General features: G+C 38.0%; 14 protein-coding genes and 2 tRNA genes. 7 read left to right on the forward strand and 9 right to left on the reverse strand.

Translation table 11 applies throughout. The features are described 5' to 3' along the window. Positions 1–121 precede the first annotated feature (121 nt). The 5 genes from M1V25_RS06375 to M1V25_RS06395 all read right to left on the reverse strand — a co-directional run bounded on the left by M1V25_RS06375 (position 122) and on the right by M1V25_RS06395 (position 5,644). Positions 122–1,834 (reverse strand): NAD-dependent malic enzyme, encoded by a 1,713-nt coding sequence (locus M1V25_RS06375; protein WP_116964495.1) that lies wholly within the window; start codon positions 1,832–1,834, stop codon positions 122–124. A 62-nt stretch (positions 1,835–1,896) separates the two neighbouring features. Then, positions 1,897–2,934 carry a uroporphyrinogen decarboxylase gene (gene hemE, locus M1V25_RS06380; protein WP_116964494.1) on the reverse strand — a complete coding sequence of 346 codons (1,038 nt, stop codon included), beginning with the start codon at positions 2,932–2,934 and terminating at the stop codon, positions 1,897–1,899. Then, the gene (locus M1V25_RS06385) at positions 2,931–3,845 is read right to left on the reverse strand and encodes a lysophospholipid acyltransferase family protein (RefSeq protein ID WP_498842751.1); all 915 of its coding nucleotides are present in this window, start codon (positions 3,843–3,845) and stop codon (positions 2,931–2,933) included. Before M1V25_RS06385 ends, hemE begins: the two co-directional genes overlap by 4 nt. Before the next feature lie 29 nt (positions 3,846–3,874). Further along, positions 3,875–5,380 carry a YifB family Mg chelatase-like AAA ATPase gene (locus tag M1V25_RS06390; RefSeq protein ID WP_498842752.1) on the reverse strand — a complete coding sequence of 502 codons (1,506 nt, stop codon included), beginning with the start codon at positions 5,378–5,380 and terminating at the stop codon, positions 3,875–3,877. A 9-nt stretch (positions 5,381–5,389) separates the two neighbouring features. After that, a complete protein-coding gene (locus M1V25_RS06395; protein WP_116964491.1) occupies positions 5,390–5,644 on the reverse strand; it encodes an accessory factor UbiK family protein in 255 nt (84 codons plus the stop codon). A 76-nt stretch (positions 5,645–5,720) separates the two neighbouring features. Between M1V25_RS06395 and M1V25_RS06400 the strand changes: the two genes are divergently transcribed. Further along, positions 5,721–6,059 carry a P-II family nitrogen regulator gene (locus M1V25_RS06400; RefSeq protein ID WP_116964490.1) on the forward strand — a complete coding sequence of 113 codons (339 nt, stop codon included), beginning with the start codon at positions 5,721–5,723 and terminating at the stop codon, positions 6,057–6,059. Between the two features lie 35 nt (positions 6,060–6,094). Here the strand turns inward: M1V25_RS06400 and recR are convergent, their stop codons facing one another. Further along, entirely contained in the window at positions 6,095–6,700 is a 606-nt protein-coding gene (gene recR / locus M1V25_RS06405) for a recombination mediator RecR (RefSeq protein WP_116964489.1), read from the reverse strand. Between the two features lie 24 nt (positions 6,701–6,724). Beyond that, complete coding sequence (locus M1V25_RS06410; RefSeq protein WP_204723383.1) at positions 6,725–7,048, reverse strand: YbaB/EbfC family nucleoid-associated protein; 324 nt, start codon at positions 7,046–7,048, stop codon at positions 6,725–6,727. Between the two features lie 188 nt (positions 7,049–7,236). On the opposite strand from M1V25_RS06410, the gene M1V25_RS06415 reads away from it, so the two are divergent. The 3 genes from M1V25_RS06415 to dnaQ all read left to right on the forward strand — a co-directional run bounded on the left by M1V25_RS06415 (position 7,237) and on the right by dnaQ (position 9,809). Continuing rightward, on the forward strand, positions 7,237–7,671 hold the full coding sequence (locus M1V25_RS06415) for a universal stress protein (protein WP_116964487.1): 435 nt from the start codon (positions 7,237–7,239) through the stop codon (positions 7,669–7,671). Beyond that, a complete protein-coding gene (gene hemW / locus M1V25_RS06420) occupies positions 7,671–8,813 on the forward strand; it encodes a radical SAM family heme chaperone HemW (RefSeq protein ID WP_116964486.1) in 1,143 nt (380 codons plus the stop codon). The genes M1V25_RS06415 and hemW overlap by 1 nt, the downstream gene beginning before the upstream one ends. Positions 8,814–9,071: 258 nt before the next feature. Beyond that, positions 9,072–9,809: a DNA polymerase III subunit epsilon gene (gene dnaQ / locus M1V25_RS06425; protein ID WP_116964485.1), complete on the forward strand. Its 738-nt coding sequence runs from the start codon at positions 9,072–9,074 to the stop codon at positions 9,807–9,809. A 4-nt stretch (positions 9,810–9,813) separates the two neighbouring features. Here the strand turns inward: dnaQ and M1V25_RS06430 are convergent, their stop codons facing one another. Then, the gene (locus M1V25_RS06430) at positions 9,814–10,221 is read right to left on the reverse strand and encodes a type IV pilin protein (RefSeq protein WP_498842753.1); all 408 of its coding nucleotides are present in this window, start codon (positions 10,219–10,221) and stop codon (positions 9,814–9,816) included. Between the two features lie 364 nt (positions 10,222–10,585). Between M1V25_RS06430 and M1V25_RS06435 the strand changes: the two genes are divergently transcribed. From M1V25_RS06435 to rpoH, 3 genes are all read left to right on the forward strand, one after another. After that, positions 10,586–10,661: transfer RNA gene (locus M1V25_RS06435), tRNA-Ala, on the forward strand. A gap of 22 nt (positions 10,662–10,683) precedes the next feature. Next, a tRNA-Glu gene (locus M1V25_RS06440) sits at positions 10,684–10,759 on the forward strand. A gap of 190 nt (positions 10,760–10,949) precedes the next feature. Then, on the forward strand, positions 10,950–11,825 hold the full coding sequence (gene rpoH, locus M1V25_RS06445; RefSeq protein ID WP_116964484.1) for an RNA polymerase sigma factor RpoH: 876 nt from the start codon (positions 10,950–10,952) through the stop codon (positions 11,823–11,825). 164 nt (positions 11,826–11,989) lie between these two features. On the opposite strand, the gene M1V25_RS06450 is transcribed toward rpoH, so the two are convergent. Next, positions 11,990–12,916, reverse strand: a complete 927-nt coding sequence (locus M1V25_RS06450; protein ID WP_116964870.1) for a branched-chain amino acid transaminase — start codon at positions 12,914–12,916, stop codon at positions 11,990–11,992. Positions 12,917–13,101 lie beyond the last annotated feature (185 nt).

The raw sequence follows: 13,101 nt of genomic DNA on the forward strand, positions 1-13,101 counted from the left end.
TAAAACGCTTAATATTATGCACATCTTGCTTGAAATGGTTAAGCAGTTTTACTCCTCTCTATTAAGCAAAAGTTGCTACACTTTCGATTACACGCAAATTGTTTTGACAACGTTTTTAAAATCAGTTTTCTTTAAAGACATAATATGGATAATATTTTGGTTCCCAAATTACATGATCAATCTTGCGCCAAATATCATCAACATCTTCAGCAACACCATCTTCAATAGCTTGACGAGCAACAGCAAAAGCAACTTGACGACTCACGCTATATGCTTCACTTAGCTTTGGTAACAACGCATCGTCATCTTGCGTAGAATAATTTGCCAAAGCTTTACAGGCTGCCCATAGCATATTTTCAGTAAACCGTTTGGCTTGAATGGCAACAATACCTAGACCAATTCCAGGAAAAACAAGTGCATTGTTAGATTGCGCAATGCGATATACCTTACCTTTGTAGCCAACGTCATCAAAAGGACTACCCGTTGCAATTAAAGCCCGACCTTCAGTTAAACGAATAATGTCTTGTGGGATACGCTCACATCGACTGGTGGGATTAGAAAGGGTAAAAATAATTGGGCGCTCAATGTTGTCTGCCATTTCAAGGATGACGTCATCACTAAAGGCGTTGGCGACACTAGAACAACCAATAAGGGTAGTCGGTTTAGCTTGTTTAACAACTTCAAGAAGTGAAATGCGGCCTTGTTCATCGTGTGACCAGTCTTTCACTAATTCGCGCGTGCGCGCATAAGGACGCTGGAAATCCATCATTTGCTGATCGTCGATGAGAAGTCCATCTTTATCAATACACCAAAAATGATCATAAGCTTGCTGCTTGGTAAACCCTAAACGAACCAAAGCGTTCACAATTTCATCCGCAATTCCAATCCCCGCGGTCCCTGAACCAAAAATGACAAATTTTTGATCACAAAACTCAATATTCGCATGTTTGGAAGCTGAAATTAATGCGGCTAGTGCAACTGCAGCTGTACCTTGCATATCATCATTAAAGCTACAGATTTCATTTTGGTATTTGAGTAAATTTTTACGTGCGTTGTCTCGTCCAAAATCCTCCCAGTGCAAAAATGTATCAGGCATTTCGGCTTTGACCGCCTCAATAAACAACTGAACCATTTCATCATACTTTTCACCACGCACACGTTCATGTCGCCACCCAAGATATAAAGGATCTTCAAGCAGATGCTTGTTATTAGTTCCAGCATCCAAAAAAACAGGTAAATATCTACCAGGATTAATTCCAGCGCATAAGGTATAAACCATGAGTTTAGCAACAGGAATTTCAATACCTCCAACACCTTGGTCACCTATACCAAGCACCCCTTCAGCATCGCTGACAACTATAATATCGATATCGGAGTTAGTACGATTATGTAAAATCTCGCGCATTTTATAGCGATCAGGATAGGCAACATATAAACCCCTAGGTGATAAGAATTTTTCACTATAGTGCATGACTGCTTCACCTACAGTTGGCGTATAGATAATAGGCAACATCTCATTTAAATTATCACGCACCAAGCGATAAAACAAAGTTTCATTGATATTATGCAGGTTCTTTAAAAAACTATGGCGCCCAATATTGCTGCGAAAAGATTTGTACTGTTGATAAGCACGTGTTTTTTGCTCTTCTAATGATTCAATCTGGAAAGGTAGCTTACCCAAGAGTCCAAACTCTTCACGCTCACGCTCTGAGAAAGCCGTTCCTTTATTTAAGGAAGGTAGTGTTAATAAGCTCTTGCCTTGCAAGTCTGTTTCAACCCACATCTCACCTGTTTCTGGATTGCGCTTAAATTCAAATCGTTTTACTCTTTTCATATTAACTCAGTTGTTATTTTGTTTGTTAAGAACGCTAATAATTGTTAAAGTTAGTCGTTTTTCTATTTCATGCCAAACTCACGTACAGCATTAACCATTGTTTTTACTTTATCTGGGTCAATGTCCGGATAAATACCATGACCAAGATTAAACACAAATTTAGAATGACATTTCTGGCTTTCGACAATATATTTTACTTGATTACGAATGCTGTTATGATCACCGTAAAGCACAGCTGGGTCAAGGTTTCCCTGTAAGGCAACTTTGTCAGCAACAAGACCACGTGCACGCATTATGTCTATACTCCAGTCAATCCCCACACCACTGCAGTTTACCTGCACTAGCTGATCTAACCATAAACCACCCCCTTTAGTAAATAGCGTAACAGGCACATTTGGATGACGTTCTTTAAGTTCAGCAATAATGTGTCGCATGTAATTTAATGAGAAAAGTGCATAACTTTTTTCAGTCAAAACACCACCCCAGGTATCAAAAATCATGATTGCATCGGCACCCGCTTGGATCTGTTGATCTAAATAATCAGTCACGATATGAGCTAATTTTTTGAGCAGAGTGTGGAGTAAAAAAGGTACACTATAGAGCATTTTTCTAATCTCAGTAAATTGCTTTGACCCTTGACCTTCAACCATGTAAGCTGCAAGCGTCCAAGGACTACCACTAAAACCAATTAAAGGAACTCGATTCTTTACAGCTAATTTGGTAGTAGAAACTGCATCCATCACATATTTGAGTTTTTCTAGCGCATTTTTGTCATCCAATCCATCAATATCTTTTTGTGTGGTAAGTGGTGTTGGAAAAACAGGACCTTTGCTTGAGATAAATTTAAGTTCCATACCCATTGCTTCAGGTATGGTTAAAATATCCGAGAAAACAATAGCAGCATCAAGTTCATAACGATCTAGTGGTTGTAAAGCCACTTCACAGCAAGCCTCAGAATTACGACACATCTGCATAAAGTCATTAAACTTGGCACGCGTTTTACGATACTCAGGCAAGTAACGACCCGCTTGACGCATAATCCAAAGTGGCGTTTGTTCAACGGGCTTGCCAAGCAACGCATCCAAAAATAAGGTTCTCATTTTTTATCCTTCTTGTAGTAGTCCAAACCATCTGGATGATATTTAAAGCGTTTATAAGTCCATTGATATTGCTCTGGATATTGGCGAATGATTTCTTCAAAACGCTTACTAAAAGCATATGCTACAGGGTCTTCAATATCATCTAGCATTTCATATTTTTTGATCAAAGGTTCAAGATCCTCAATAAATAAAGTAGAACCTTTACCGATACCATTTCTAACAACATAACTCAAGACAACAGCAGGTTTAAGCTTTTGGTATAACTTCGTTGGAAAGTTCATAGTTTTAGCAGGATGACCAAAGAAATCAACGTAAGTGCCGCCTGCATCGACTGGCACTTGATCGGTTAGCATCGCAATGACTTCTTTATTGGCAAGTGCTTTAAACAGCATTTTGACACCCTTGTGACTAGCAGGAGACATGTTTTTGCATAGGCGTGAACGTGCACGTAAAATGAGTCGATCCAAAGTCTTGATCTTGGGTGGAGTATAAAGCATTGCCGCAGGATAACTATTTGGGTAAAACATAGAACCTATTTCATAACTACCAATGTGCGGCCCTAACACCATCACTCCACGCGCCTCTTCATAGAGCTTTTGCATCAGTTTATCGCCATGGGTCACACGAATTTGTTGCAATAGCTTTTGAGGACTTTTGAATAAAATAGCAGGCATTTCAGCGCCTGTCATGCACGTTTGCTGAAGCGTTTTTTTCAACAAACGCTTTTTGTGATAAACACTTAGATCAGGAAAGCATTTATCAATGTTAATACTTGCTACTCTACGCATATTATTATTAAAGTAATAAAATAATGATCCAATCACCCAGCCAATACGTTGCGCCATACCAAAGCTGAGTCTGCTCCATAAATACAGTATAAAGACTAATAACTGTGAACTAATTTTTTTCATCTACACTACCATTTTTATTCATGTTTATGTTATTGACGAAAACGTTCAAATTTGCGATAGCTAATTGCCTCTTGAATTTGTTGTTTGCTAATCAAATCTGCGGTCTCTAAGTCAGCAATAGTACGGGCAATTTTTAAGATACGGTGATACCCTCTTGCCGACAATCCAAGCTTTTGTATGGCATCCGCCAATAACAGCCGCTCATTATTACCTAAAACACAAAATTGATCAATTTCCTTGCCTTGAAGTTCGGCATTAATTTTATTTTGGCGCTTAAGCTGACGTGCACGTGCTACCGTAACACGCGCTTTTATTTCAGCACTTGAAACTTGACGATCTATATTAGTTAAAGTGTGATGATCAACTTCTAACACTTCTACCTGTAAATCAATTCGATCCAGTAAAGGTCCTGAGAGTTTTTGTTGATAACGTTTTATCTGAACATCCGTATCTTTACAGGACTTTACTTGTGAGCCTAAAAAACCACAAGGACAAGGATTCATCGCTGCAATAAGCTGAAATTTAGCAGGATACTCAACTTGAGCGTTGGCGCGAGAGATAATAATTGTGCCAGATTCCAATGGTTCACGTAGAACTTCCAATACATGTCGATCAAATTCTGGTAGCTCATCCAAAAACAACACACCATTGTGTGCTAAAGAAATCTCACCCGGTTTGGGATTAGTACCTCCACCAACAAGGGAAATCGCAGATGACGTGTGGTGCGGCGCACGAAATGGACGCTCATAAAAACGCTCTGCAATATTGCTCATACCCTTAATTGAGGCAATCATTGCTGTACTTAATGCCTCATCCATCGTCAATGCTGGCAATATGGTATTAAAGCGAGAAGCTAGCATTGTTTTTCCAGTACCAGGCGGTCCAACAAACAATAGGTTATGCCCACCCGCAGCTGCAATTTCAAGAGCGCGTTTTGCTTGAAATTGCCCCTTAACATCTGCTAAATCTAACAGCCTTTGTGTACTCATTTGCTTTTCGGACAAAGTCAACTTATTTAGCAGTTGAGTCCTAGATAAATGCAAAACAACTTCTTGTAGGTTTTTGGCAGAGTAAGCACACATATTGGGAACAAGCGCCACTTCTTCTTGGTTTTTTAGTGCAAATATTAGACTGCGACTACTCTTTAAGCATTGAATAGCAAAAGGGAGCATGCCTTTTATTGGACGCAGCTTCCCTGAAAGCGAAAGCTCAGCCGCAAACTCATATTCCAAGACTTCAGGTGCTATGATTTGCTTGGAAGCAAGTAAAATACCAATAGCAATGGGAAGATCATATCGACCGCCTTCTTTAGGTAAATCAGCAGGAGCAAGGTTAATGGTGATACGTTTGGTTGGAAATTGGAAGCCAGAATTGATGATCGCACTTCTTACACGATCTTTACTCTCTTTTACCGCAGCTTCAGGAAGCCCTACTATAGACAAGCTTGGCAAACCTTGCGATAAATGGACCTCAACTGTGACAGAAGGTGCTTCAATTCCAAGTTGTGCACGACTATAAACAGTAGCCAATGACATCTAAACTACCTATTTGCCATCGTGTTGAGCAAGCAATTCATCGATTTTCTTTTCGAGTTGCTCAAGCTTTTGACGAGTTTTCAATAAAACCTCTTTTTGGATATCAAACTCTTCACGTGTAACTAAATCCAACTTCTCGAAGCTTGCTTTAAGAATGCTTTTACAACTGCTTTCAAATTCGCTTGCAATACTTTTAATTCCACTAGGAAGGGAATGAGAAATTTTATTGGCAACATCGTCGATAATTTTGCTATTGATTTTCATTGCTGACTCTTAATTCTTTACTTATAGATAGTGCATAATGTAGCATAGTCATTCAAATTGATAAATTAATTCGAGCATGAAGCTAATTACTGCTTATATTAAACCTTTTTTATTGGATCGCACTCGTGAAGCCTTGTTAATTGCAGGCGCATCTGGCATTACGGTGACGGAAGTCAAAGGCTTCGGTCGTCAATTAGGTCACACGGAACTATATCGAGGTGCAGAATATGCTGTTGATTTTTTGCCGAAGATCAAAATAGACGTAATCTGCAAAGATACACAAAAAGATGTGTTTATTGATGCCATCGTTGAGGTGAATAAAAGCGATAAAATCGGCTCAGGTAAAATCACTGTTACTCATTTAGACGAAGTCATTCGCATTCGCACCTGCGAAAAAGATGAAGAAGCATTGTAAGTAGAGCAAGACTAGTACTTATCATAAAAAGTCAATCAAAAGTTTACGCGTGCATTAAAGGCATGTGTTAAAGTTTTTTGATCTAAATACTCAAGCTCACCACCAAACGGCACACCAAAGCCAATGCGTGTAATCTTACACTCGTGCACTTTTAACATATCTGAAATAAAGTGTACCGTTGTCTCACCCTCAACAGATGGACTAAGTGCCATCACAATCTCAGTGATTTGCTTTTGAAGTACAATGGCTTTGAGTCTTGGTAATTTCAATTCATTAGGTCCCATCCCATCTAGTGGAGAAATACGTCCATGTAAAATAAAATATTTGCCCAAATAAATTGCGGTACTTTCAATTGCCATCATATCCAACATATTCTCAACAACACAAAGTTGTGTATCGTCTCGGCGTGGACTTGCACAAATATGGCACACATCTGTTTCGCATAACATATTACATTGCGTACAGCGTTTTACAGCACGTACCGCCTCACTAATACTATGAGCTAATTGCTGAGCAGCATCTGGCTTTTTATCTAACAGCTGAATCGCCATTCTCTGGGCACTTTTTCTGCCCACCCCTGGCAATATTTTTAATGCTTCAATCAGGGCTTCTACCTTAGGTGAAAACAATTTTTGCGTCATATCAAAAGAATTAAATCAGATTAATTAGAATGGGAATTTAAAACCAGCTGGAATATTAAAACCCTTGCTAAAATGCGCCATGCTTTCTTGAGCCTTTGTTTCAATTCTACGCACTGCATCATTAACCGCAGCAGCAAAAAGATCTTCCAAAATTTCTTTTTCCTCTGTCAACAAACTTGGATCGATTTCAACACGTTTAACATCGTGTTTACCTGTCATAATTACCTTTACAAGACCAACACCTGATTCACCAGTTACCTCTATACTTTCTTGTGCCTCTTGCATTTTTTTCATTTGCTCTTGCATTTTTTGCGCTTGTTGCATGAACTTACCCATATTCGCATTCATCATCATTTACCTAGAATTGACTTTAAAACGATAGCGGCTAGCTTAAATTTTTAACCCTTATATTTCAACTAGTATTTGGCGAAATAGACCACAATCATATTTTTTTCACCATAACTCTCACTATCTTTTACAGATGAAGTTTTTTAAAATGCTTATCGTTCAACATTAATATAGTTTTGGAGTTCCTGATGAAAAATTACAAGCACATCTTACTCGCGACGGATCTACACGCCGACAATCAACCAGTCATTGAACAAGCCGTATCTCTTGCTAAACGCAATAATGCAAAATTAAGCGTAGTCAATGTTTTACCAAATATTCCATATTACATGGCCTCAGGCGTTCCTTCTATTTCTGATCTAGAGGATTATCTAGAAGAAGAAAATATGAAGCATTTAAAAGCATTGGAGGCACAAATTGACATCGAAGCGGATTTTCATCTATTGCATGGTTCACCAAAGCGCAAAATCGTCAAGCTTGCTGAAGAGCTTAACTGTGATATTATTGTTATCGGCAGCCATGGTCGCTATGGTGTTGAGCGCTTTATTGGCTCAACTGCAAATGGTGTATTGCAACGCGCGCACTGTGATGTACTTGTTATTCGCATTGGTCAATCCAAATAATGTTAAAACTTCCACCTATAAGCCTTTATGTTCATTTTCCTTGGTGTGTCAAAAAATGCCCTTATTGCGATTTTAATTCACATCAATTAAGAACATCCTTGCCAGCCAACGAATATCTACAAACGCTTATTCGTGATTTAGAAAGTCATCATCAAGATTTACAAGACAGGAAATTTAGCTCCATTTTTTTAGGTGGAGGGACACCTTCATTATTTCCAAGCCTAACATTATCTAAATTTTTTGATTACCTTAATCAACACAACCTTACCGACAATAACACCGAAATCACATTGGAAGCTAACCCAGGTACTATTGAGCATGGTAAATTTTGTGATTATAAAGCTATGGGTATCAACCGCATATCACTTGGAGTACAAAGCTTCCAAAATGATAAACTACAAATCCTTGGTCGTATTCATAATGACCAAAATATCTATCATGCAGTAGAAAAGCTAAAATGCGCGGGATTTAATAACTTTAACCTTGACCTTATGCACGGCTTACCCAATCAAAGCGTTGGAGATGCTATCTATGATTTAAACCAGGCAATTGCTTTAGAACCAACACACTTATCCTGGTATCAACTCACACTTGAGCCTAACACCCCTTTTGCCGTGAAACCACCTAAGCTGCCAGATGAAGATTTACTTTATGAAATTGAAACTCAAGGCAAAGCATTGATTGGTGAGCAAGGTTTTGATCAATATGAAACATCTGCTTATGCCAAATGCAAAACACTCCAAGCTAAACATAACCTTAATTATTGGCACTTTGGCGATTACATAGGGATAGGTGCAGGCGCTCACAGTAAAATAAGTTATCCACAACAAAATATCATCAAGCGCTATTGGAAGCGCAAGCACCCAACACTCTATATCAGCGAAAAAAGGTTTCCTTATGGGCAATCCCAAATTATGAAAGAAGATCGTCCATATGAGTTTATGCTCAATGCACTACGCTTATACAATGGATTCTCAACTGACTTATTTGAGCAAACGACTGGTTTAGGAATAGAAACGATTGAACAAACGTTAGATCTAGCCATTAATCGCAAGCTGCTTATTCAAAATGGAAAATATTTTATCCCTAGCAAGATTGGACAACGGTTTTTAAATGACTTAATTTACCTTTTCTTGCCATAAGCTATCTGCTATAAATTAAATCTATAACTCAGCAACATAAGTAACAAAACTTTTTACTCTTAAGTCTCTACCTAATAAAAGTCATGAAATTAATGAGTTAGCGCTAGATTCATTGAATCGCTCTTGGTATTAATTGTCAATCATGGTGCATTTAAGGAAGAGAAACTATAGTGACTATTGCTAAACATTACTGTGTCAAAACAATATTTGCTTGGCTATAATAGCTACCATATTTTGCCTAACCAATAGAAAGGTTTCATGCGCCAAATTTTTGTAGATACTGAAACAACTGGGTTTGACTATAAAGCTGGTCATCGCATCATTGAATTTGGGGCTGTTGAAATGATCAGTCGCAAACTTACAGGTAAGAATCTTCACTTTTATTTCAAGCCAGATATTGAAGTTGAAGCAGGAGCTTTCCAAGTTCATGGAATTAGCAATGAGTTTTTGGCAGATAAACCACTTTTTGCTGACAAAATTGATGAAATCATAGCATTTCTACAAGGCTCAGAACTAATCATACACAACGCAGCTTTTGACCTACCCTTTTTAAATTGGGAGCTTCAACACCTTAAGTCAAATAAGTGGGGACAGATTGAAAACCACTGCACTATCATTGATAGCTTACTCATGGCCAGAGAAAAGCATCCAGGACAAAAAAACTCGCTTGATGCGCTTTGCTCACGTTACGGCGTAAATAACAAACATCGAGCACTTCATGGTGCACTTCTTGACTCCGAGCTTTTAGCTGAAGTCTATTTATTAATGACTGGCGGACAACTTAATTTATTTAACTTATCTGACATAAGCGACAATACACAAACACATTTATTAGCCACAAGCTCCACCATACAGACACATGCAAAAGCTGAAGAAGTTAATAAAATAAGGCTTATTGATTTACTTGCTGACAATTGTACACCCAAAGCACATGAAGAATACTTAACTCTGCTAGATAAAAAATCCAAAGGCAACGCTTTATGGCGTAAACTTTGATACCTTACTCCCAACAACCAGCAGGTGTTCTGATGATTGAACCGTCGTTGGCTGCTAATGTTAAATGAGGACAGTCCCCACTATCAGAAGTTTGCGAACCAATTGGAGTTGCTGTTATTACATAGCCGCTACTATTCACGCCTGACAGGTCAATAGCATAAAAGCCTCTTGTACTTGTCGTACCTAACCAGACCTCATTCAAAGTGCCAGTATAGATTCCACTACTGAGCATATGCGCTTCTTCATTCATGGCAATTGTGCTAAGTGCACTGATTGCATCTGAGCGATGTGCACGCAACGTATAACTGTTATACAGTGGAATCGCAATTGCAGTTAAAATTGCAATCACAGCAATCACTACCAATAATTCGATCAACGAGAATCCTGCCAAATTGAGTCGTTTGTTTTTCATCGATGGAAACTTTCTTTTTAACTTACGCTAACTAGATCGTGTTATCATTATAGCGTAGTTATTCACATATTCTGTGAAATAAATTATTTTTGCAACATGAAATCTCGATGAAATTAATGTACAAATAATCTCAGACCTAATTAAACCAAGAGTGAATCTTCCAATTTATTGATTCTTTTATTCAGATGGGCGGCAATATACGTAAATATAAAAAGAATAAATTTATCAATATCTAAATAAAAATCCTTGCCTCAATAAGCAGAACCATGTATGGAATTAACCCCTATTAGAAGTAATTTTTCTGTTTATTAAAATCTAGTGCTTGACAGCCCATAAAAAGCACACTAGAATGCAGCTTCGGCTTGGGGCTATAGCTCAGCTGGGAGAGCGCTTGCATGGCATGCAAGAGGTCAGCGGTTCGATCCCGCTTAGCTCCACCAGTCATATTTAGACACATTTTGTGTCCCCATCGTCTAGAGGCCTAGGACATCGCCCTTTCACGGCGGTAACAGGGGTTCGAATCCCCTTGGGGACGCCATAAATAAATTGCTTTTGTGGCTTTTCATTTCGGTTTGTTTATTAAGTGTAATAATGCAAACAAAATACATCAAACAAACTATAGTAGGCATAAATCAGATTCTTGCTTAAAACCCCATTTTTGTGTGATTTAACTGTGCTATACTTTTTAACCATGCAACAATACTAACAACAACTTAAGTATTTATTCTATGGGCAAAGACTTAGTTCTAAAACAAAATACCTTACCTATTCCATCCTTATCAGATACGGACGGCTTGGATAGCTATATTCGATTTGCCAATAGCATCCCCATACTATCTGAAGAAGAAGAAAAGGAATTAGCCAAACGATTGCGTTACCAAAATGATATCGAAGCTGCTCAAAAAATGATTATGTCACATTTACGCTTTGTTATTAAGGTTGCGCGTGGCTTTTCAGGTTACGGACTCCCCATTACTGATTTAATCCAAGAAGGTAATATTGGTCTTATGAAAGCAGTTAAACGCTTTGATCCAGATATGGGAGTACGCTTGGTATCTTTTGCTGTTCATTGGGTCAAAGCAGAAATGCACGAATATATTCTCAAAAATTGGCGCATTGTAAAAATTGCTACCACAAAATCACAACGCAAACTATTTTTTAATTTAAGGAGCAGTAAAAAACGCTTAGGCTGGTTTAGTGATGATGAGATTCAAAGTGTTGCCAAAGAGCTAGGTGTTAAGCCAGAAACAGTCCTTGAAATGGAAAAACGGATGAATGCTTATGATATGGCTTTTGATGCCCCAATTGAAGAGAATGACGATGAGAGAAGTTTTCACCCAGCAATGTATTTAGAAGATCAATCTGCCAATCCAGAACAGGCTTTAGCAGAAGAAGATTTTGAGCAAAAAACGCAAGAGAAATTGCAAGCCGCAATTGATAAGCTTGATGATCGCAGCAAAGATATTATCATGTCGCGCTGGTTTGTTGATGAAAAGCTTACCCTACATGACCTAGCTGCCAAGCATAATGTCTCTGCCGAGCGCATACGACAAATTGAAGAGGCAGCAATGCACAAACTCAAAATTGCAGTTTTAAAGTTATAATAAACTGTATAAGTTGTAGAAGTTTAGACTTGACTTGATTTCTTCTAGATTCAACTGTTTTAGCTGAATTACAGTTTCTATAACACATATATAAACTTATACATATAAACGCGTTCTTTATTCGCGATATTTTGCTGATTCATTGCAAATTCCGCTTTATATACTCAATTATGTTCCAAACGTACGGTTTCAGTTAGGTACGTCAAAGCATCTGATTCAACCAAACCTTGCGTGATTTCTTTAAAGCATTTTTTAATATGTGTTGTGACTATACCAATTTCTCCAGTACCTCCAACTTTTTGATCGTTTACACTTCTAATTGGTGCAATTTCTGCAGCAGTTCCACTAAAAAACGCTTCTTCTGCATTAATAATATCGTTTACTTTGAAATATCTCTCATGCACGGTATAACCACTTTCCCTTGCGATTTGAATCACAAGCCTGCGAGTAATACCATTCAAAATCGTTCCAAGTGGCGTGGTAATAATCTCATTATTTTTAACGATAAAAATATTTTGTGCCGCTCCCTCTGTTACATTCCCATTAACATCAAGTAACAGTACTTCATGATAATGAGTGCCCCTACGCTCCATCGTTGCTAACATGCTATTAACGTAATGCCCTGCAATTTTAGCATCACAGATAGTTGAATCAGGATGGATGCGAATATACTTACTAACCAACACATCAACACTATCTGCGGTCAAATAACGCCCCATTGGCAAACAGGCAATGATCACTTCTATTGGATGATCTTCTTTTGGTAATACCCCAACTCCACCCTCACCGTAATAGGCCAATGGTCGAATATAACAAGCATCGTAAGTATTCTTTCTAACCGTATCAATAACTGCTTGACACATTTCTTCAATGCTATAGGGAGAGCTCATCCCCAATGCACACATAGAATAATTAAAGCGCTGCATGTGCTCTTTTAGTTTCAATATCGCCGTGCCCTTTACTGTTTTGTAAGCTCTAATGCCTTCAAATACAGCTGTCCCATAATGTAGAGCATGTGTCATTACACTAGTAACCGCTTTTTCTTTTTCCACAAAAAGACCGTTTTGCCAAATGTATGCTTGTTCTATCACTTAATTTTCTCTCCAACTAGGTTCTGTGAACCAAAAAAGCTACATAATATGTAATTAGGTTAATTTAGTTCAAAAATTATTTGAAAGCTTACAATCCTTCCTTAAGTTGAAATATAATTTAGAAAACAAAAAAGGATTGCAAAATGCATTATCACATAAGTGATTAAGTTTGGAAAAAGATTTAT

The sequence above is a fragment of the Candidatus Nebulibacter yamunensis genome (genome assembly GCF_024208055.1).
Taxonomy (GTDB): domain Bacteria; phylum Pseudomonadota; class Gammaproteobacteria; order Francisellales; family Francisellaceae; genus Caedibacter; species Caedibacter lacustris.